At 70.6% G+C, this 21,126-nt stretch carries 17 protein-coding genes; 12 read left to right on the top strand and 5 right to left on the bottom strand.

Features of this window, described 5'->3' with window-relative positions:
* Positions 1-102 precede the first annotated feature (102 nt).
* Entirely contained in the window at positions 103-1,557 is a 1,455-nt protein-coding gene (locus AB8810_RS15585; RefSeq protein ID WP_369914138.1) for a rhomboid family intramembrane serine protease, read from the top strand.
* A gap of 42 nt (positions 1,558-1,599) precedes the next feature.
* Here the strand turns inward: AB8810_RS15585 and AB8810_RS15580 are convergent, their stop codons facing one another.
* Entirely contained in the window at positions 1,600-2,880 is a 1,281-nt protein-coding gene (locus tag AB8810_RS15580; RefSeq protein ID WP_369914137.1) for a hypothetical protein, read from the bottom strand.
* Positions 2,881-3,241: 361 nt separating this feature from the next.
* Between AB8810_RS15580 and nudK the strand changes: the two genes are divergently transcribed.
* Positions 3,242-3,841: a GDP-mannose pyrophosphatase NudK gene (gene nudK / locus AB8810_RS15575; protein ID WP_191824731.1), complete on the top strand. Its 600-nt coding sequence runs from the start codon at positions 3,242-3,244 to the stop codon at positions 3,839-3,841.
* Between the two features lie 148 nt (positions 3,842-3,989).
* Here nudK and AB8810_RS15570 read toward each other — a convergent pair whose 3' ends face one another.
* Entirely contained in the window at positions 3,990-4,508 is a 519-nt protein-coding gene (locus AB8810_RS15570) for a hypothetical protein (RefSeq protein ID WP_369914136.1), read from the bottom strand.
* Between the two features lie 30 nt (positions 4,509-4,538).
* Positions 4,539-6,044, bottom strand: a complete 1,506-nt coding sequence (locus AB8810_RS15565) for a helicase HerA-like domain-containing protein (protein WP_369914135.1) — start codon at positions 6,042-6,044, stop codon at positions 4,539-4,541.
* 198 nt (positions 6,045-6,242) lie between these two features.
* On the opposite strand from AB8810_RS15565, the gene AB8810_RS15560 reads away from it, so the two are divergent.
* A complete protein-coding gene (locus AB8810_RS15560; protein ID WP_179563824.1) occupies positions 6,243-7,841 on the top strand; it encodes a transglycosylase SLT domain-containing protein in 1,599 nt (532 codons plus the stop codon).
* Between the two features lie 529 nt (positions 7,842-8,370).
* Here the strand turns inward: AB8810_RS15560 and asd are convergent.
* Both asd and AB8810_RS15550 read right to left on the bottom strand, forming a co-directional pair.
* Entirely contained in the window at positions 8,371-9,219 is an 849-nt protein-coding gene (asd, locus tag AB8810_RS15555) for an archaetidylserine decarboxylase (protein ID WP_369914134.1), read from the bottom strand.
* Positions 9,216-9,863, bottom strand: coding sequence for an SCO family protein (locus AB8810_RS15550; RefSeq protein WP_369914133.1), 648 nt, complete (start codon positions 9,861-9,863; stop codon positions 9,216-9,218). The genes asd and AB8810_RS15550 overlap by 4 nt, the downstream gene beginning before the upstream one ends.
* A 79-nt stretch (positions 9,864-9,942) precedes the next feature.
* Between AB8810_RS15550 and prmB the strand changes: the two genes are divergently transcribed.
* From prmB to AB8810_RS15505, 9 genes are all read left to right on the top strand, one after another.
* Positions 9,943-10,869 carry a 50S ribosomal protein L3 N(5)-glutamine methyltransferase gene (prmB, locus tag AB8810_RS15545; RefSeq protein WP_369914132.1) on the top strand — a complete coding sequence of 309 codons (927 nt, stop codon included), beginning with the start codon at positions 9,943-9,945 and terminating at the stop codon, positions 10,867-10,869.
* A gap of 10 nt (positions 10,870-10,879) precedes the next feature.
* The gene (aroC, locus tag AB8810_RS15540; RefSeq protein ID WP_369914131.1) at positions 10,880-11,983 is read left to right on the top strand and encodes a chorismate synthase; all 1,104 of its coding nucleotides are present in this window, start codon (positions 10,880-10,882) and stop codon (positions 11,981-11,983) included.
* Positions 11,976-13,016 (top strand): 2-hydroxyacid dehydrogenase, encoded by a 1,041-nt coding sequence (locus tag AB8810_RS15535; RefSeq protein ID WP_369914130.1) that lies wholly within the window; start codon positions 11,976-11,978, stop codon positions 13,014-13,016. The genes aroC and AB8810_RS15535 overlap by 8 nt, the downstream gene beginning before the upstream one ends.
* 101 nt (positions 13,017-13,117) lie before the next feature.
* Positions 13,118-14,143 (top strand): aspartate-semialdehyde dehydrogenase, encoded by a 1,026-nt coding sequence (locus AB8810_RS15530; RefSeq protein WP_179563830.1) that lies wholly within the window; start codon positions 13,118-13,120, stop codon positions 14,141-14,143.
* Between the two features lie 424 nt (positions 14,144-14,567).
* Positions 14,568-16,577 carry a FimV family protein gene (locus AB8810_RS15525; protein WP_369914129.1) on the top strand — a complete coding sequence of 670 codons (2,010 nt, stop codon included), beginning with the start codon at positions 14,568-14,570 and terminating at the stop codon, positions 16,575-16,577.
* A gap of 71 nt (positions 16,578-16,648) precedes the next feature.
* Entirely contained in the window at positions 16,649-17,422 is a 774-nt protein-coding gene (gene truA / locus AB8810_RS15520) for a tRNA pseudouridine(38-40) synthase TruA (protein WP_179563832.1), read from the top strand.
* Positions 17,419-18,081: a phosphoribosylanthranilate isomerase gene (locus AB8810_RS15515; protein ID WP_179563833.1), complete on the top strand. Its 663-nt coding sequence runs from the start codon at positions 17,419-17,421 to the stop codon at positions 18,079-18,081. The genes truA and AB8810_RS15515 overlap by 4 nt, the downstream gene beginning before the upstream one ends.
* A 277-nt stretch (positions 18,082-18,358) precedes the next feature.
* Positions 18,359-19,048, top strand: a complete 690-nt coding sequence (locus AB8810_RS15510; protein WP_369914128.1) for a hypothetical protein — start codon at positions 18,359-18,361, stop codon at positions 19,046-19,048.
* Positions 19,045-21,033 carry a flotillin family protein gene (locus AB8810_RS15505; protein ID WP_179563835.1) on the top strand — a complete coding sequence of 663 codons (1,989 nt, stop codon included), beginning with the start codon at positions 19,045-19,047 and terminating at the stop codon, positions 21,031-21,033. Before AB8810_RS15510 ends, AB8810_RS15505 begins: the two co-directional genes overlap by 4 nt.
* Positions 21,034-21,126 lie beyond the last annotated feature (93 nt).

Raw genomic sequence — 21,126 nt, 5'->3', positions numbered from 1 at the left:
GGACTGCGGTGGAGCGGGGCACGATGCTAGCCCGTACGTGCGCCTTGCGCACGCGCGGGCGATGGCCGAAGCTGGCGCGGCCATCCACACGGACGTTGTTCGATGCTGATCCTGCCGTTGCACAAGCCGCTATCGCGGGAGAATTTTCCGCTGGTCACGCTGCTGCTGGTGCTGCTCAACGCGGCGGTGTATTTCGGCTGGCAGCGCCAGGACGCGGTGCCGCTGCAGCAGGCGCAACGCTACTACCTCGACTCTGGGCTCGGCGCCCACGAAGCGCCGGCCTATGCGCGCTACCTGCAGCGCAGCGGAAGCAAGGAAGCGCTGGCCGAGTTCGAGCGCATGCCGCCGACGGAGCAGGCGCAGTTCGTCGGCGCCGCGACGGTCAGCGACGTGCGCTTCGTGCAGGCGTTGCGCAGCGGCGCGGCGTTCGAGGATGCGGCGGCGTGGCAGGCGTGGACGCCGCTGCGCGCCCGCTACGACGCGTTGCTGGAGCGGGTGTTCACCTTGCGCCACCTGCAGCGCAGCTCCGAATGGTCGCCGGCACGGATGCTGTCCGCGGCGTTCCTGCATGCCGACGCGTTGCACCTGTTCGGCAACATGCTGTTCCTGGTCGTGCTCGGCACCTTGCTGGAAGGCGCGATCGGGCGCTGGCGGTTCCTGCTGGTCTACCTGCTCGGCGCGTTCGGGTCCAGCGCGGTCAGCCTGTGGTGGCGTTGGGGCGAGGCCGGTGGCGGGCTGGGCGCGTCCGGCGCCATCGCCGCGCTGATGGGCGCGTTCTGCGTGGTCTGGGGGCGGCGGCCGGTGCGCTTCTTCTACTGGTTCGCGGTGGTGTTCGACTACGTGCGCGGCCCGGCGATCGCGTTGCTGCCGCTGTGGCTGGGCTGGGAGCTGTACAACCTGCTGGCCAACGGCGATGCCGGGATCGGCTTCGATGCGCATGCCGGCGGCCTGGTTGTCGGCGCGCTGCTCGGGGCGGCGCTGGTGGCGATGCGGCAGACCCGCGAGGCGTTCATGCGCGACGACGCCGTGGTCGCCGTGGACGATCGCTGGGAGCGCGCGCAGCGGCATCTGGGGCGGCTGGAGAACCGCGAGGCCGCGTTCCTGCTCGACGAACTCGCCGCCGAGCAGCCACGCCGCTTCGACGTGGCGCAGGCGCGCTACCGGGTCGCACGCAATGCCGGCGATGCGCGTGCCGCGCAGGCGCGCGCGATCGAACTGCTGCGCCTGCCGGCGACCACCGCGCAGGAAGCGCAAGCGCAGGCGGCGTTGCTCGGCGACTGCACTGCCGGCGCCATCGCCGTGGATGCGGCGACGCGTGCGCTGCTGTTCGATCGCTGGCTGGCGCTGGGCCGGCTGCACGATGCCGAAGCGCTGCTGGCGCAGGATGCCGCGGCGGTGCCGCGCGCCGAACAGGCGCAGCACTGGTTCCGGCTCGCGCTGGGCCACGGCGAGCGACAGGCCGCTGCCGAATGGCACCGCCTGCTGCTCGCGGTGATCGAGCGCTACCCGGATCTGCCGCAGGCGGACAAGGCGCGGTTCCTGCTCGCCAACGCGTGAGTGCCGTTGGCGGCGGCATGGCCGCCCGGTCGTGCGCCGCTGCTAGGCCGGCGCGATGGTCAGCGCCTTCAGCGCCGCCTGCAGCTTGCCGCGTTGCGCCTCGTCCTCGCAGCGCGCGAGCGCGTCCTGCAGCAGCGCGCGCGCCTGCGCGTCGTCGCCGAAACGCTCGGCCAGCAACAGCGCCGCGCTCAGCGACCAGGCGCCGAATTCCGCCGCCTTGGGCCAGGCGCGCAGCGCGGCGAGCAGGCCGTCGAGCGAGAGCTTGAACTGCCCGGCCAGCTGCGCGCGCTCGGCCAGCAGCGAAGCCTGTTCCGGCAGCAGCGGGACGAAGTCGGGATCGGCGTCGAGGGCCTCGCGCAGCAGCGCCAGTGCGCGCCGCTCCTGCTTTTCCTGCAGCAGGCGATTGATGTACTGGCGGGTGTGGTCGCGGCGCTCGTCGGCGCGCCCGCCGGTGCGCAGCAGGCGCTGGTACAGCTCGTGCACCGCCAGGCTCACCGCGCGCGTGCGCACTTCGCCGCGCAGCAACTGCAGCGCCTCGGGCGCATGCCCGTCGCGCACGAACTGTTCGGCTTCGTCGAGCACGCGCTGGTCCGGATCGTGGCGGCGATACGCATCGTCGTTGCCGGCGGCCGGTTCGTAGCCCAGCACCTCGTGGTACTGGTAGACCAGATAGCCCATCAGGTGGAAGGCGGCGAATAGGCCCCAGATCGTCACCACGCCGATCGCCAGGTCGCTGGCCAGCGGCGGCAGGTAGTGCTGCAGCCATCTGGCCGCGGTCAGCGCGCTGGCCTGGATCACGAACAGCAGGCCGAACGCGGCCAGGTACGGCCAGCCGATGCGCAGCGCCAGGCCGATCGACACGGCCGGATTCAGGGCGCGGCGCAGGCTGCCGTCGATGGCCAGCGAGATCAGGAAGCCGGGCTGCAGCAGCACCACCGCCAGCAGCATCAGCAGGCCGGCGACCGGGCCGGCGAGCAGCGCCGCGGCGGCGACCGCCGCGCCGAGCACGATCATCAGCGCCAGCAGCCGCAGCACCACCCCGTCGCCGATGTCGAAGCCGCGTTCGGGCGCATCCATGTGTCCGTCGGCGGTATGCCGCAGGATCTCGAAGGCGTATTTGTAGATCGCCAGCGTGGTGACGATGCCGATGATCCAGCCGATGCCCGGCAGCATTCCCAGCAGGCGGCACAGGGTCAGCGCGATCAGGGCGAACAGCGCGCCGCCGTGCAACGGATACAGCGCGATGGCGCGGGTGCGCGCCCAGAAAGGTTCGGGTGTGCTGCGGCGCGCGCGGCCTGCGCCGGCGCGATGACGGTCTTCCATGACGCCCCCTGCGTTCAATGTGCGCCGATTGTGCGACGCGCCGGGCGGGCGTGCAATCGGGGTGCGCTCGCGCGCTTGGCCCGGGCGAGCCGTGCCGGGCAGGGCGCCGCTAGTCCCTCCGCGCATCGCGCTCGTGGCGGCGATGCTTGCGGTGCGCGCGCAGGCGGGCAGCGCGAGCCGGGCGGGATCGGTTCGCGGCGTGCAAGGTTCACTGGGCCGGGCGTTGCGGCGGGTCCTGGGTGGCGTCGCCGCGACCTGCGGGACGGCGGCTAGAATGGCCGTTCCACGGCGAATGCCGGCATTCCCCGGCGGCAATCCGCTGCGGGCGCCGGCACTGCCAGCTCATCGCATGGAGTGTCGTTTGAACCCATCCGCCACAGGCAATCCGCGTGTGCGTATCGAAAAGGTCGAGGTGCTGTCCGACAACTGGTACGTGCTGCGCAAGGTCACCTTCGATTTCCAGCGCAGCGACGGCAGCTGGCAGACGCTGTCGCGCGAGGCCTACGACCGCGGCAACGGCGCCACCATCCTGCTCTACAGCCGCGCCAGGCAGACGGTGATGCTGACCCGGCAGTTCCGGTTGCCGACGCTGCTCAACGGCAATCCCGACGGCATGCTGATCGAAGCCTGCGCCGGGCTGCTCGACCAGCACGATGCGCAGACCTGCATCCGCAAGGAGACCGAAGAGGAAACCGGCTACCGGATCGAGAACGTGCGCAAGGTGTTCGAGGCGTTCATGAGTCCGGGCTCGGTCACCGAAAAACTGTATTTCTTCGTGGGCGAGTATTTCGATCGCGACAAGGTCGGCGCGGGCGGCGGGGTCGCGGCCGAGGGCGAGGAGATCGAGGTGCTGGAACTGCCGCTCGACGCTGCGTTGGCGATGATCGAGACGGGCGAGATCGCCGACGGCAAGACGATCATGCTGTTGCAGTACGCCAAGCTGAAGGGATTGCTGGCCTAGCGCAGTGCTGTCGATTTGTCTCTGCGTGTGGCATCGCCTGGATCGAACGTGGCCTGCCGTGCCTGTCGGCGCGCGCTGTACACGCACCTGCGCCGCAGCGTGACCCGCGCCGCGTGGCCCTGGTTTTGGGCACGCTGCACCGATCGGGTCAGCGCACGCGCCGCAGGCGCTTGTCGGCATGCTCCGGCGGCATGCCGCTATGGCAGTTGAAGCCGTCCTGGGCCAGATCGTAGTCGGTGGCCGCGTCGCGGCGGCCGCGCGTCTGGGCCTCTTCGACACGGAACCCGTAGATGTTGGGGCCCACCTGCGGATCGTCGGGGTCCTCGAAGCCGAGCGTCAGGCAACTGCTGGCCATCTGGTCGATTCCCCACACGCCGGTGATGGTCCTGGGCGCGGCGTGCCGTGCGGCGCCGGCGATGCAGGTGGTCGTCAGCGTATAGCGATGGGCGGTCTCGCTCGCCGCTCCCACCTCAAGCCTGAGATCGGCGCGAACGGTCTCGCAATCCCGCGTATATCCCTGGAGTTTGCCGACGTAGCGGCCGGCCAGCAGTTGCTGCCGTTGCGGCGGCCAGTCATCGCCCGATGCCGGTTGCGCGGCATCGGCGGCCATTGCGGCTATGGCCGCCGCCAGGCCGAGCAGCAGGGCGCTCATCGCTTCCTTGTCCATGGTGGAACTCCTTGTGGTTGTCGGCTGCGCTCAGCGCTTGCCGCCGAAGATGCTGCCGAAGATGCCGCGCACGATCTGCTGGCCGATGCGGTTGCCGACGGTGCGCGAGGTCTGCTTGGCCATCGTCTCGAGCATGCCCTGGCGGCGCTTGGTGCCGAACACCGCGTCCTTGACCGCCTGGCCGAAGCCGCTGTCCTGCGCGTCGTCCTGCTCGCGCGTGCGCGCCGCCGGTGCCGCCGTCTTCTCGGCCACCTCCTCGACCCGGCGCGCCAGCATTTCCGCCGCCGACTCGCGGTTGACCGGGCTGTCGTAGCGGTTGCCGACCACGCTGCCGGCGCGCACCTGCGCGCGCTCGGCGTCGGAGATCGCACCCATCCGGCAACGCGGCGGCGCGATCAGGGTCTGCTGCACCGGCGACGGCACGCCCTTGTCCTGCAGCGTGGAGACCAGGGCTTCGCCGGTGCCGAGCTGGGAAATGGCCTTGGCCACGTCCAGCTTGGGGTTGGCGACGAAGGTCTCGGCGGCGGTGCGCACGGCCTTCTGGTCGCGCGGGGTGTAGGCGCGCAGCGCGTGCTGCACGCGGTTGCCGAGCTGGCCGAGGATGTTGTCGGGCACGTCGTCGGGGAACTGCGAGCAGAAGTACACGCCCACGCCCTTGGAGCGGATCAGCCGCACCACCTGCTCGATGCGCTGCACCAGCGCCGGCGGCGCGTCGTCGAACAGCAGGTGCGCCTCGTCGAACACGAACACCAGCTTGGGCTTGTCCAGGTCGCCCACCTCCGGCAGCCGCTCGAACAGTTCCGACAGCAGCCACAGCAGGAAGGTCGAGTACAGGCGCGGCTTGAGCACCAGTTGCGCGGCGGCGAGGATGCCGATCACGCCGCGGCCGTCGCTGCCGACCCGCATCAGCTCGGCCAGGTCCAGCGCCGGCTCGCCAAAGAAGCCTTCGCCGCCGTCCTGCGCCAGGCGCAGCAGCGCGCGCTGGATCGCCGCCACCGACGGCGCGCTGACCAGGCCGTATTCGGTGGAGATGTCCTTGCGCTGTTCCACCACCAGCGCCAGCAGCGCGCGCAGGTCGTCCAGGTCGAGCAGCAGCAGGCCGCGGTCGTCGGCCAGCTTGAACACGATGTCGAGCACGCCGGCCTGGGTGTCGTTGAGTTCCAGGATCCGCGCCAGCAGGGTCGGCCCCATCTCGCTGACGGTGGTGCGCACCGGGTGCCCGAGCTGGCCGTACAGGTCCCAGAACACCACCGGGTTGGCGGCCGGGGCGTAGTCGGCCACACCGATGTCCCTGGCGCGCTGCAGCACTTTCTCGCTGCCGTCGCCGGCCACCGCCAGCCCGGCCACGTCGCCCTTCACGTCGGCCATGAACACCGGCACGCCGATCCGCGAGAAGCCCTCGGCCAGGGTCATCAGGGTCACGGTCTTGCCGGTGCCGGTGGCCCCGGCGACCAGGCCGTGGCGATTGCCCAGGCGCGGCTGCAGCAGCACCGCGATGTCGTCGGTCAGGCCTTTGCCCAGCAGGATCGGGTCCATGAACAGCTCCGCGGTGAGGTGGGGCGGATTCTAGGCGTTCGCGCCGGCGCCCGCTTGCCGCGAGGGCGTCGGGGCCGCGGTTCGCCTGGCCTGGGCGATGAACGAATGCCCCGCCGGCGCGGTGCCGGCGCATGCCCGACCTTGCCGCGATGTGACAGCGGCGGCTACCCTGCGGCCTTTCCGTCGTCGCGTCCCATCATGCCCCTTTCGTTCCGTATCACCCATGGATGGCCCGCCGTGGCTGCCTTGGCGCTGGCTTGCGCCGCGCCTTCTGCCCACGCCGAACGTGTCTCCGCGCGCGACAAGGCCGCCATCGCCGTCCTCGACCAGCGCCTGGCGGCGGCCGAGAAGCGCTACAACGACGCGATGGTGCTGGTCGGCAACAGCGACCCCAAGGGCACCCAGGAAAGCGACGCGGCGCTGGAGGACATCGAGGACGTGGTCGATGCCTGCATCAAGCAGCGCGGCTGCCAGGTCGGCACCTACCTGGGCGCGTACAAGCGCCTGCTCAAGGCCAAGGCCGACGCGCAGGGCGCGGCGACCGATGCCGATGCGAGCGACGATGACGCCGTGCCGCTGCAGGCCGATCCCGACCACATCAGTCCGCTGGCCGCCAACGTGCCGGAAGCGGCGCGCGCGGCGAGCCTGCTCAACGACCAGCGCCATGCCTTCGACGCGATGGTCGAATACAACCCGGCGGTGCAGGCCGGCATCCGCCGCTGGCTCACCGACATGCGCCCGTCGCTGATGAACAGCTACGAGAACTACCAGAACCTGCGCGCGATCATGTGGCCGGAATGGGAGAAGCGCGGGCTGCCGGAGGCGCTGCTGTTCGGCATCATCGCCAAGGAATCCAACGGCCGCGTGCACGCCAATTCGCGGGTCGGCGCCGCCGGGCTGATGCAGTTCATGCCGGCCACCGGGCGCCGCTTCGGGCTGGGCCCGGACGGCACCGGCTTCGACACCCGCTACGACGCGCGCAGCGCCGCCGAGGCCAGCGCGGTGTACATCAACGAGCGCATGGCCGAGCTCAACCGCAGCATCGAACTGTCGCTGGCCGGCTACAACGGCGGCGAGGGCCGCGCCGCGCGCGTGTACAACCAGATGCAGGGACGCAGCTTCTGGGACGCCTCGGTGTACAACCAGTTCCCGGCCGAGACCAAGGACTACGTGCCGATGGTGATCGCCGCGGCGTGGATCTTCCTGCACCCGCAGCAGTACGGGGTGGCGTTCCCGAAGATCAACGCGCAGCCGGCGACGCTGCGCCTGGCCAAGTCCACCACGATCTACGAGCTGACCATCTGCCTGGGCAGCGACGGCACCCGCGACGGCTACATGCGCGCGCTGCGCAACCTCAATCCGCGCTACGAACCCGATGGCTGGATCCCGGCCGGGGTCACCATCAACGCCACCACCAAGATCGTCGGCCTGTACAACCGCTACTGCGTCAGCGGTCCGCGCGCCGATCTGGCGCGCGCGCTGATCACCGCCGACGTCAACGCCGCGATCCGCAGCAACACGCCCGTGGTCGCCGATCCCACCGGCAACGTGGCGGTGGGCGACGTGACGCCGGTGGCCGGCGTGCCCACCACCGTCGCCACCGGGCGCCCGGCGCCGGTCAAGCCCAAGCCCAAGCAGGTGCGCAGCTACCGCGTGGCCAAGGGCGACACGCTGGGCCGCATCGCCGACCGCTACAGCTGCGATCTCAAGCAGTTGGCCAAGGCCAATGGCCTGCGCGCGCCGGGCTATGCGTTGAAGCCGGGGCAATCGCTGAAGATGACCGGCTGCGACAAGTAGGCCTTCGTTCTCCCGCCGGGACCAAGACCCCCTTTTCGGGGGAAGGTGGCGCGCAGCGCCGGATGAGGGTGGGTGCGCAATCAATTGCTCGGGAGAGGTTTTCCACCCCTGCTATCAGGAGCGTCGCCCGCCTGGCTGCGGCGCCGTACCCTCATCCGCCCTTCGGGCACCTTCTCCCGATGGGAGAAGGGGGGCGCAACGCGCGGTGATGGTCCAGCCGCGCCTCACATCAAACGCGAAGCCATGATGTCCCTCTCCCGTCGGGAGAGGGGTAGGGGCGAGGGTACGGCAGCACCGGGAATGCAAGGCCGCCAGGGCGCGCTGTCGCCGCTCCGATACCCGCGCGGCGTTGCAGGCAGCGCCTGTGTGCCCAGCGTTCAACCGAGCCGGACCGGCGCTTCCGCTGCCAGCGCCGGATCGAGCGTCGCCATGGCTGGCCGCAACAGCACGATCACGGCGGAGCCGTGGTTGAAGCGCGCCGCGCCGCAGGACGGGAGCGGCGCCCCTGCGTCCGTCGCGCCGCCGTGCGTCAGCGTTGCACCCGCCTGGCGAGCGCCTGGCCGAGCCGTACCGGCGTTTCCGCCGCCAGCGTCGGATCGAGTTGTGCCATGCCGGGCGGCAACAGCACGATGACGGTGGAGCCGTAGTTGAAGCGTGCCATCTCCGCGAACCGCTCCAGCACGATGCCCTGGCCGCGCCAGTCCTTGCGGGTGATGCGGTCGCCGTAGCGCGGGATCTCCACGCCGCTCCACACCGTCTCCACCCCGCTGACCAGCAGCGCGCCGACCATCACCGAGGCCATCGGGCCGAACTCGGTGTCGAAATGGCAGACCAGCCGCTCGTTGCGCGCGAACAGCCGCGGCACGTTGCGCACCGCGTCCGGGCCGACGCTGAACAGCCGTCCGGGCACGTGCACGGTCTCGCGCAGGGTGCCGGTCCAGGGCATGTGCACGCGGTGGTAGTCGCGCGGCGACAGGTACACGGTGGCGTACAGGCCGTTGGCGAACGGTGCCGCCGCGGCGGCGTCGCCGAGCAGCTCGGCGGCGGTGAACGCCTGGCCCTTGGCCTGGAAGATGCGCCCGTCCTGGATCGGGCCGAGCTGGCTGATGCGGCCGTCGGCCGGCATCAGCAGCGCCTGCGGGTCGGGATCGGCGACGCGCGCGCCGGGCTTCAGCGCGCGGGTGAAGAACGCATTGAAGGTCGGGTAGACGCGCGGATCGGGTTCGGCGGCCTCGGCCAGGTTCACCCCGAAGCGGCGCACCACGGTGTCGATCAGCCATTGCTTCAGCCCCGGCCGCGACGAATACGCCAGGCGCCGCGCCAGCGAGGACAGCAGCCGGTGCGGCAGCACGTAGGTCAGCGTGGTCAGCAGGCTCATGGCGCGGTCGCCTTGGTCAGCGCCTGCAGGTCGGCGGCGATCGCCGCCGGCTCGAACGGCGGGCGGATCAGCCCGGCCTGGCGGCCCTGCGGGTCGAGCACGGCGATCGCGGCGGAGTGGTCCATGCTGTAGTCGTTGGGGTTTTCCTGGAAATGCTTGCCGGGCACCTTCTGGAACACGAAGCCCAGCGCGGTGGCGAAGCGTTCCAGCTCCGGCACGTCGGCGGTGGCGGCCAGGGTGTCCTTGTGGAAGCCGTGCGCGTAGGCGCCCAGCCGCGCCGGGGTGTCGCGCTCCGGATCGACCGAGACGAACAGCACCCGCGGGCGCAGCGTGTCAGGGATCGATTCCCACTGCTTCTGCGCGCGGGCCAGGTCGGCCAGGGTGGTCGGGCACACGTCCGGGCAGGCGGTGAAGCCCAGGAACACCAGCGTCCAGTGGCCTTTCAGCTCGCCGGGCACCAGCGGCGTGCCGTCGGACTGGCGCAGGTGGAAGTCGGGCAGGGCGCGCGGCTGCGGGTACAGGCGCACGCTGCGGGTCTCGGGCCACGCCGAAGCGCCGCCGCCGAAGTACTTCTGGGCCAGCAGCAGGCCCAGGCCGGCGGCCAGGGCGACCACCAGGACGATGCCGAAGTTGCGGTTGAACATACTGATTTCCCTTGCAACGAACGCTCATGATAGCGGCCGGGCCTCTATAATCGGGGGCCGAATTGCCTTGCCTGTTGCCATGACTGCCGACGCGGCCGCCGAACTCCACACGATCATCGACCTGATCCGCTACGGCACCAGCCGTTTCAATGCCGCCGAACTGAGCTTCGGCCACAGCTACGACAACGCCCTGGACGAAGCCACGCAACTGGTGCTGCACGCGCTGCACCTGCCGCACGACCTGGGCCCGGCCTACGGCGGCGCGCGCGTCACCACGCCGGAAAAGGCGCAGGTGCTGGCGCTGTTCGAGCGCCGCATCGCCGAGCGCATCCCCGCCGCCTACCTGACCGGCGAGGCCTGGTTCGCCGGGCTCAGCTTCAAGAGCGACGCGCGCGCGCTGGTGCCGCGCTCGCCGATCGCCGAGCTGATCGAGGCCGGCTTCGAGCCGTGGCTGGCCGGGCGCGAGGTCAACCGCGCGCTCGACCTGTGCACCGGCTCGGGCTGCATCGCCATCGCGATGGGCCACTACAACCCGAACTGGCAGGTGGACGCGGTCGACATCAGCGACGACGCGCTGGCCCTGGCCGCGGAGAACAAGGCGCGGCTGCTGGCCGACAACGTCGAACTGGTCAAGTCCGACCTGTTCGCCGGGCTGGGCGGGCGCCGCTACGAACTGATCGTCACCAATCCGCCCTACGTCACCCATGCCGAGACCGACGCGCTGCCGCCCGAATACGCGCACGAGCCGGAACTGGGCCTGCGCGCCGGCGACGATGGCCTGGACCTGGCGCTGAAGATCCTGCGCGACGCGCCGGCGCACCTGAGCGAGGACGGCCTGCTGATCTGCGAAGTCGGCGAATCCGAGCGCGCGCTGGTGCAGCTGCTGCCGGAAGTCGAGTTTGCCTGGGTCGAGTTCAAGGTCGGGCAGATGGGCATCTTCGCGGTGGAAGCCAGCGAACTGGTTGCGCACCACGCGCGCATCGCCGACCTGGCCGCGAGCCGGTGAGCCGGCGGCCATGAGCGCGAACAGCTTCGGCACCCTGCTGACCGTCACCACCTTCGGCGAATCGCACGGGCCGGCGATCGGGTGTGTGATCGACGGCTGCCCGCCGGGGCTGGAGCTGGACGCGGCCGAGTTCGCCCACGACCTGCAGCGCCGCGCCACCGGCAAGAGCCGCCACACCTCGGCGCGGCGCGAGGCCGACGAAGTGGAGATCCTGTCCGGGGTCTACGAGGGCCGCACCACCGGCACCCCGATCGGCCTGCTGATCCGCAACACCGACCAGCGCAGCAAGGACTACACCGACATCGCCCGCCAGTTCCGTCCGGGCCATGCCGACTACAGCTACTGGCAGAAGTACGGCATCCGCGATCCGCGCGGCGGCGGCCGCTCCTCGGCGCGCGAGACCACGATGCGCGTGGCCGCCGGCGTGATCGCCAAGAAGTGGCTGGCGCAGCGCTACGGCGTGCGCGTGCGCGGCTACCTGTCGCAGCTCGGGCCGGTCGTGCCGCAGGGCTTCGCCTGGGATGCGGTGGAGGACAACGCGTTCTTCTGGCCGCATGCGGCGCAGGTGCCGGAGCTGGAAAGTTACATGGACGCGCTGCGCAAGTCCGGCGATTCGATCGGCGCCAAGGTCACCGTGGTCGCCGACGGCGTGCCGCCGGGCTGGGGCGAGCCGATCTACGGCAAGCTCGACGGCGAACTGGCCGCGGCGCTGATGAGCATCAATGCGGTCAAGGGCGTGGAGATCGGCGACGGCTTCGCCGTGGTGGCGCAGAAGGGCACCGAGCACCGCGACCTGATCGCGCCGGATGGCTTCCAGTCCAACCATGCCGGCGGCGTGCTCGGCGGCATCGCCACCGGCCAGCCGATCGTCGCCTCGCTGGCGTTCAAGCCCACCTCCAGCCTGCGCCTGCCCGGCGCCACGGTGGACGTGGACGGGCAGGCGGTGGACGTCATCACCACCGGCCGCCACGACCCCTGCGTCGGCATCCGCGCCACCCCGATCGCCGAGGCGATGATGGCGCTGGTGCTGATGGACCAGGCGCTGCGCCATCGCGCGCAGTGCGGCGACGTCGGCAGCGTCGCCCCGCGCATCCCCGGCGGTGGCGATGGCTGAGTCGCGGCCACGGGTGTGGGTCAGCCAACCGCTGTTCGACGATGTCGTCGCACGGCTCGGCGAACATTGCGCGCTGACCACCACCGCGGACGTGACCAAGTACTCGCAGCAAGACCTGGCCGCGGCGCTGGCGCCGCTGGACGGCGCGCTGGTGACCCTCAACGAGCGTATCGGCGCGGCCGAGATCGCCGCCGCGCCGCGGCTGCGCGCCATCGCCAACGTCGGCGTCGGCTACAACAACCTCGACCTGGACGCGCTCAGCGCGGCCGGCATCGTCGCCAGCAACACGCCGGACGTGCTCACCGAAACCACCGCCGACCTCGGCTTCGCGCTGCTGATGGCCGCCGCTCGGCGCATCACCGAATCCGAGCGCTGGCTGCGCGAGGGGCAGTGGCAGCAGTGGTCGTTCCAGACCATGCTCGGCGCCGACGTGCACGGCAGCACCCTGGGCATCCTCGGCATGGGCCGCATCGGCCAGGCCATCGCGCGCCGCGCCGCGGGCTTCTCGATGCGCGTGCTGTACCACAACCGCAGCCGCCTGCCGGCCGAGGTGGAGCGTGCGCACGCCGCCGAGTACGTCGGCTTCGACGCACTGCTGGCGCGCGCCGATCACCTGCTGCTGGTGCTGCCGTATTCGGCACAGTCGCACCACATCCTCGATGCCGCCGCGCTGGCGCAGATGAAGCCGGGCGCCACGCTGGTGAACATCGCCCGCGGCGGCCTGGTCGACGAACTGGCGCTGGCCGATGCGCTCGCGCACGGGCGCCTGGCCGCGGCCGGGCTGGACGTGTACGAGGGCGAGCCGGCGGTGCGCCCGGAGCTGCTGGCGCTGCGCAACGTGGTGCTGACCCCGCATATCGGCAGCGCCAGCGCCGCGACCCGCCGCGCGATGGTGGCGCTGGCGGTGGACAACCTGCTGGCCGCGCTGGGCTTCGGTGCCGACGCCGGGCGTCCGCCGAATGCATTGAACCTGGATGCGATCGCCGCTGGCGCCGGCAATGGCGACGGCAGCATCGCGAGCAAAAAACGATAGGGAACCTCCGGCGACCTGAGCGGCGCGCTCGGGAGGTTCCCCGAATCCAGCTGGCAGTGCGGCTGTTCCCCCCTTTCTCCTACCCGATCGAACAATCTCCCATGAGCAACGAATCCCGTCGTTTCAACGTCGCCGTCGTCGGCGCCACCGGCGCTGTCGGCGAAACCATGCTGGCCATCCTCGCCGAGCGCGACTTCCCCATCGCCACGCTGTACCCGCTGGCCTCCGAGCGCTCCGCCGGCGGCCAGATCGAGTTCAAGGGCCAGAAGGTCACCGTGCTCGACCTGGCCACCTTCGATCCGACCGGCGTGGACATCGCGCTGTTCTCCGCCGGTGGCGGCATCTCCAAGGAATACGCGCCGAAGTTCGCCGCCGCCGGCGCGGTGGTGATCGACAACTCCTCGTCGTTCCGCTACGACGACGACGTGCCGCTGGTGGTGTCGGAAGTGAACCCGGAGGCGCTGAAGCAGCGCCCGCGCGGCATCATCGCCAACCCCAACTGCTCGACCATGCAGATGCTGGTGGCGCTGGCGCCGCTGCACCGCGAATACAACATCGAGCGCATCAACGTGGCCACCTACCAGTCGGTGTCCGGCGGCGGCCGTTCGGGCATGGAGGAACTGGGCAAGCAGACCGCGCAGTTGCTGGCGTTCCAGGACATCGAGCCGAAGAAGTTCCAGGTGCAGATCGCCTTCAACCTGATCCCGCACATCGACGACTTCCTCGAGAACGGCTTCACCAAGGAAGAGATGAAGCTGGTCTGGGAGACGCGCAAGATCCTCGGCGACGACAACATCCAGGTGAACCCGACCGCGGTGCGCGTGCCGGTGTTCTACGGCCACTCCGAAGCGGTCGCGATCGAGACCACGCGCAAGGTCAGCGCCGAGCAGGCGCGCGCGCTGCTGGCCGCGTCGCCGGGCGTGGAAGTCGTCGACGAGCGCAAGGCCGGCGGCTATCCGACCCCGGTCACCCACGCCTCGGGCAACGACGCGGTCTACGTCGGCCGCATCCGCGAGGACATCTCGCATCCGCGCGGCCTGAACCTGTGGATCGTCTCCGACAACATCCGCAAGGGCGCCGCGCTCAATGCGGTGCAGCTGGCCGAGCTGGTGGCGCAGGAAGGCTGAGCGATATCTCCCCTCTCCCCTCGGGAGAGGGGACGGGGAGGAGGGTGCGGCGCGAAGCCCTCGCACTGTTTCGATCCCATGAGGCTTCGCCCGTACCCTCATCCGCCCCTTCGGGGCACCTTCTCCCGATGGGAGAAGGAAGGGCTGCCCGAGCGTGCAACACAACAAGCGAAGCCAAGACGCCCCTCTCCCCTCGGGAGAGGGGCCGGGGGTGAGGGTACGGCGCGAAGCCCTCGCACTGTTTCGATCCCATGAGGCTTCGCCGGACCCTCATCCGCCCCTTCGGGGCCCCTTCTCCCGATGGGAGAAGGGGGTAGGGCCGCGCGAACCTGTGCAGGCTCCGTCGCATGGTCGCGTAGACGAACGCCACAATGCGAAGGGCAACGGCTATATTGCACGCCATGACACCAAGGGCAGGGGCGTGATGCGCCTACAACCACGCTTCTTCCGCCGCCGCCATGGCGGCGACGGCATTTCCATTGCGCTCGCTCCGAGCCGCGGCTGGCGTGCGGCGTGCGCGCTGCTGTTGCTGGCCTGCAGCCAGGCCGCGCTGGCGCTGGGACTGGGCGACATCCGCGTCCTGTCCAAACCCGGCCAGCCGTTCCTGGCCGAGATCCCGGTGATCTCCAACGAACCGGGCGAACTGGAAAACGCACGCGTCGCGCTGGCCTCGCCGGCGACCTTCGCCCGGGTCGGGCTGGAGCGCCCGGACGGCCTGGTCGGCAACCTGCAGTTCCGCTTCGCGCAGACCAACCAGGGCCGCGCGGTGATCCGCGTCAGCAGCCAGATGCCGGTGGAGGTGCCGTCGCTGAGCTTCCTGATCGAAGTCGATTGGGGCCAGGGCCGGTTGATCCGCGAATATTCGGCCTTGCTCGACGCGCCCAACACCGCCGCGGCGATCGACGCACCGGCGATCGATGCCCCCGCCGCCGCCGCGCCGTCCGACCGGATCGTCCGCAGCGAGCCGTTGCCGGCGCCGGCAACGGCTCCGGCGCCGGTCGCCCCCACACCGCCGCCCGCGGTGTCGGCCGCACCCGCCGCGCCGGTGCGCAGCGCCCCGGCGCCCACGGCGGCGCCCGGCGATGCGCTGGCGCCGGTGCAGCGCGGGCAGACCCTGTCGCAGATCGCCGGGCAGCTGGTGCGCGGCAGCGGCCATTCGCTGGACCAGACCATGGTCGCGCTGCTGCGCGCCAACCCGGATGCGTTCATCCGCGGCAACGTCAACCTGCTCAAGCAGGGCGCGGTGTTGCGCACGCCGCGCCAGGAAGAGCTGGCCAGCATCGATGCCGCTGCGGCCACCGCCATCGTCCGCGAACAGGCCGCGCAATGGCGCCAGGCGCGCGCGCCGGTGCCGCAACCGGCACAGGCGCAGCAGGCCGCTGCGGTTGCGCCGGCCGCCGCCAAGCCCGCCGCCGCGACCGCGGCGACGTCGGGCGCACGCCTGGAAATCGCGCCGGCGGTGCCGGCGCAGCGCGACAACGCAGGAACCAAGTCCGGCACCGGTGCCGGCGACGAGGGAGACATGGTGGCGACTCAACAATTGCAGCAGGCGCGCGAAGATCTCGCGGCACGCGATGCCGAGGTCCAGGAGCTGCGCTCGCGGGTCGAACAGCTGGAAAAGCTCAAGGCCCAGCAGCAGCAACTGATCGCGCTGAAGGACAGCGACCTGGCCGCGGCGCAGAAGCGCCTGGCGCAATCCGGGCAGACCCAGGCACAGGCGCAACCGGCGCCGGCCGCGGCCTCCGGCGGCTGGCCGCTGTGGCTGTGGGGCGGATTGGCGCTGCTGGTGCTGGGCATCGGCGCGCTGCTGCTGTCGCGCCGGCGCAAGCCTTCGCCGTTGCCGCCGCTGCCGCGGCATGGCTACGACGCGGCGGAACTGGCCGCGGCCGTGCCGGTGGTGGCGCATCGCGAGGTGGACGCACCGGATCTGCCGCCGCTGGACGAACACGAGCGCGAAGTGGCCGAGGACGCGGCCGACGAAGACCGGGCCTACCAGGACCACGCATTCGAGCGCGAGCTGGCCGCGCAGGCGCAGCATCACGCCGACGCCGACGCCGACGTTGCGCCTGCCGCGGAGCATCCGCAGTTCGCGCTACGGCCCGACGCCGAGATCGCGCCGGCGCCGCAGGCGCCGCTCGATGCCGACGAACCATGGCGGCAGCCGCCGGTGCTGGCGCCGACGCCGGTCGCGCCGGTGCTTGCGGAACGCCAGGAGCCGACCTGGCACCAGGGTGATCTGCCTGCCGCCGCCGAGCCGAGCCTCGAACCGGCGCCCGCGTATCCGCCGATCGGCCGCGAGCGCCTGGAACTGGCCGTGGCCTACATGGACCTGGGCGACAACGAAACCGCGCGGACCCTGCTGAGCGAAGTGGCGGCCGGCGGCGATCCGGCGGCGCGTGCCGAAGCCCAGCAGTTGCTGGCCCGCTTGAGCTGATGCGCGCGTGCCGCAGCGCAGCGCCGTGGCCGCTGCAGCCCGCAGTGCGCGTTGTGACGGAGTAGGGCGCGATGCGTTATGCGCTGGGCGTGGAATACGACGGCAGCGAGTTCCAGGGCTGGCAACAGCTGGGCGAATCCGGCGGGCCGAGCGTGCAGGCGACGCTGCAGGCGGCGCTTTCGTCGGTGGCCGATACGCCGGTGAGCGTGGTCTGCGCCGGGCGCACCGATGCCGGCGTGCACGGCGAATGCCAGGTCGTGCATTTCGATTGCGATGCGCCGCGCGCGCCGCGCGGCTGGATGCTCGGCGCCACCGCGCGCTTGCCGCCATCGGTGTGCGTGCGTTGGTGCGTGCCGGCGGCGGATGATTTCCACGCGCGCTTCTCGGCGCGCGCGCGACGCTACCGCTACCGCCTGCTCAACCGCCAGGTACGCCCGGCGCTGTACCGGCAGACGCTGAGCTGGGAGCGGCGGCCGCTGCAGGCCGAGGCGATGCATGCCGCCGCGCAGGCGTTGCTGGGCGAGCAGGATTTCAGCGCGTTCCGCAGCATCCAGTGCCAGGCGCTGCACGCGCGGCGCGAGCTGCAGGCGATCGCGGTGACCCGGATCGGCGAGGTCGTCGAGGTCCAGGTCCAGGCCAATGCATTCCTTCATCACATGGTGCGCAATATCGTAGGCTCCTTAATCATGGTAGGAGCAGGCGAGAAGCCGGTTTCCTGGATCGGCGAACTGCTTGCCGGGCGCGACCGCAGCGTCGCCGGCCCGACGGCGCCGCCGCAGGGATTGGTCTTCGTCGGTCCTCTCTACCCCGATATCTGGAAGCTACCGGCCGAGGTCACCCTATGAATCGAACCCTGTATCGCACCCGCATCAAGTTCTGTGGCATGACCCGTGCCGGCGACATCCGCCTGGCGGGCGAACTTGGGGTGGATTCGGTGGGATTCGTGTTCGCCCACGGCAGTCCCCGGCGGGTGGCGCCGGCCGAAGCCCGCGCGATGCGCCAGGCCGCCTCGCCGATGGTCGACGTGGTCGCGCTGTTCCGCGACAACCCCAAGGACGAGGTGCGCGAAGTGCTGCGCACGGTGCGCCCGACCCTGCTGCAGTTCCATGGCGACGAGGACGACGGCTTCTGCCGCGGCTTCAACCTGCCGTACCTGAAGGCGGTGCCGATGGGCGGCAGCGACATCAACGCGCGCACCCTGCAGCTGCAGTACCCGAACGCGGCCGGCTTCCTGTTCGACAGCCACGCCCCGGGCGAGAGCGGCGGCTCCGGCAAGACCTTCGACTGGACGCGCCTGCCCACCGGCCTGCACCGGCCGTTCCTGCTCGCCGGCGGCATCACCTCCGACAACGTGTTCGACGCGATCATCGCCACCCTGCCGTGGGGCGTGGACGTGTCCAGCGGCATCGAGAGCCAGCCGGGCATCAAGGACGGGCACAAGATGCGCAAGTTCGTCGAGGAAGTGCGCCGCGCCGATTGCCACGAGCTGAACACCAACTGCTAGCGCGGGCGGCGCCGCCACGCTAGGGCGTCCAGGCCGCGTACGCGGCGGTATGGCAAGAAAGTCGGCCGCCACGCGCGCCGGCCGTTCCGGGCGCGCCACCGCCAGGGCGCTCGCGCGCCGCGCTGGGTGCCGCCACGCCTTTATCGTATGATCCGGACCAGGGGTCGGTCGGCGATGCCGCGCCGCGCGACATGCGCGCTGCCGGCCGATGAGGATGAAGCGACAGCGCACGCGCCCGATGGCGGTGTGCGCCGCGCGCGCAGGGATGGATGAGGGAATGGCCGAGTTCTTGAGCGTCGCACTGGGGTTTCCCACGTTGCCGTACAGCATTTTGCTGGGATTCTCGGCGATCTACTGGCTGCTGGCCGCGACCGGCATGGCCGACCACCACCTCGCCGACGGGCATCTGCATGTGGACGGCGCGCACGGCGCCGAGCACGGCCTGCATGGCATTTCCGGCATCTTCGCTCGGCTCGGCCTGGGCGGCGCGCCGCTGATGCTGGTCGTGGCCCTGCTGGCGTTCTGGGCCTGGACCGGCACCTATTTCGCGCATCTGTTCCTGTTGCAGGCGTTGCCGGACGGGGTGCGCTGGGGCCTGGGCAGCGTGGTCGCGCTGTTGGCGCTGGTGCCGGCGGTGCCGCTGACCTCGTGGATGCTGCGGCCGCTGCGCCGGATGCTGCTGAAGCTGCGTCCGGTCGCGCAGCAGTCGCTGCTCGGCAAGGTCGGGGTGATCGCCTCGCCGCGCGCCGATGCCGGCAGCGGCTACGCCAATGTCGACGACGGCGGCGCCGGACTGGTGCTGCAGGTGCGCGCGCCGGCCGGCAGCCACTACCTGCGCGGCGAGCGTGTCGTGCTGGTCGACTACGTGCATGCGCACAACCATTACCTGGTGGCCCGCGAGCAGGATCAGCCGGGTTCGCCGTTACCCCATAGCCTGATTGCGGGCGATAAGGAGATCCACCGATGAGTTTTGCGACGATGGCGCCGTTTCTGATCGGCGTCGGCATCCTGCTGGTGCTGCTGCTGGGACTGGCCGGCCTGTTCAAGGCGTTCTACCGCAAGGTGGACCAGGGCGTGGCGTTGATCGTCAACGACATGAGTTCGACGCCGAAGGTGCATTTCACCGGCGCGCTGATCGTGCCGGTGCTGTACCGCGCCGAGCTGATGCGGATCAGCCTGATCACCCTGCAGGTCGATCGCCGCGGCAAGGAAGGCCTGATTTGCCGCGACAACATGCGCGCCGACATCGCCGTCGCGTTCTACCTGCGGGTCAACGAGACCCAGGCTGACGTGCTGCGCGTAGCCAAGGCGATCGGCGCCGACCGCGCCTCGGACAAGCATGCGGTCGACGAACTGTTCAACGCCAAGTTCTCCGAGGCGCTGAAGACGGTCGGCAAGAAGTTCCACTTCACCGAACTGTTCGAGAAGCGCCAGGAATTCCGCGACGAGATCATCGCGGTGATCGGCAACGACCTCAACGGCTACGTGCTCGAGGACGTGGCGATCGACTATCTGGAGCAGACCCCGAAGTCGCTGCTGGATCCGCACAACATCCTCGACGCCGAGGGCATCCGCAAGATCACCGAGCTGACCGCCACCCAGAACGTGGTGACCAACGAGCTGGAGCAGAACGAGAAGCTGGCGATCACCAAGAAGAACGTGGAAGCGCGCGAGGCGCTGCTGGCGCTGGAGCGGCAGCAGGCCGAGGCCGAGGCGCGGCAGAAGCGCGAGGTCGACACGATCCGCGCGCGCGAGCAGGCCGAGACGCTGAAGGTGCAGGAAGAACAGCGCCAGCTGTCGGAGAACGCGCGCATCGAGGCGCAGCAGTTGATCGACATCCGCGAGCAGAACCGCCTGCGCGAGGTCGAGGTCGCCGAACAGAACCGCCAGCGCGCGGTCGCCATCGAGGTCGAGCGGGTGGCGCGCGCGCGCCAGCTGGAGCAGGTCACCACCGATCGCGAGGTGCAGCTGCAGGGCGTGGAGCGCGACAAGGTGGTCGAGAACGGCAAGATGGACGTGGCCAACATCACCCGCGAGCGCATCGCCATCGACAAGACCGTGGCCCAGGAAGAGGAGCGGATCAAGGAAGTGCGCGAAGTCGCCGAGGCCGACCGGCACAAGCAGGTGACGATCCTGGAAGCCGAGGCCAAGGCGCAGGAACAGCTGGTGCGCCAGGTCAAGGAAGCGCAGGCGCGCGAGACCGCGGCCAAGCACCGCGCGGTCGAACTCACCACCCTGGCCCAGGCCGAGCACGAGGCCGCGGGCAAGCAGGCCGAAGCCAAGAAGCTGCTCGCCGACGGCACGCGCGCCGAAAAGGCCGCGCCCGGCCTGGCCGACGCGCAGGTCAAGGAAGCCTCGGCGCTGGCGATCGAGAAGGTGGGTATCGCGGAGGCGCGGGTGATCGAGGCCAAGGCCGACGCCAGCCTCAAGCAGGGCAGCAACGATGCGCGCGTGCTGGCCGAGACGCTGCAGGCCAAGGCGCAGGGCGAGGAGCAGATGGGCAAGGCCAAGGCCAGCGCGGCCGAGTCGATCGGCATGGCCGAGGCGGCGGTGGTGGAGAAGCGCCTGTTCGCCGAAGCCGACGGCTTGACCCGCAAGTTCGAGGCGATCGGTGCGCTCAGCGACACCGCGCGCGGCCACGAAGAGTTCCGCATGATGCTCGACAACAGCCTCAAGCAGGCGCTGGCCTCGATCGAAGCCGGCAAGGAAGTGTCCAAGGAAAACGCCGAGGTCATCGCCAGTGCGTTGCGCAATGCCGATATCGACCTGGTCGGCGGCGACGGCGGCATGTTCGAGAACCTGATCAAGGCGGTCTCGCTCGGCAAGTCGATCGAAGGCCTGGCCGACAAGAGCCCGATCGTGCAGGACCTGATGCAGCGCTACCTGGGCGTGGAGCGCCACAAGCCGGTGGCCGCCGATGCGGCCGGCGCGCTGCCCGTCGCGCAGCCGTGATCCTGGACCTGGGCTGATCCGCGCGCGCGGATCGGCCCGCCGGCGGCCGCGTGCCGCCGGACCCCGTTGAGAAGCCGGCGCGCGGCGACGCGC

This window comes from Xanthomonas sp. NCPPB 3005 (genome assembly GCF_041228095.2).
Taxonomy (GTDB): domain Bacteria; phylum Pseudomonadota; class Gammaproteobacteria; order Xanthomonadales; family Xanthomonadaceae; genus Xanthomonas_A; species Xanthomonas_A bonasiae.
This window is presented reverse-complemented; position numbering and strand designations above follow the sequence as displayed.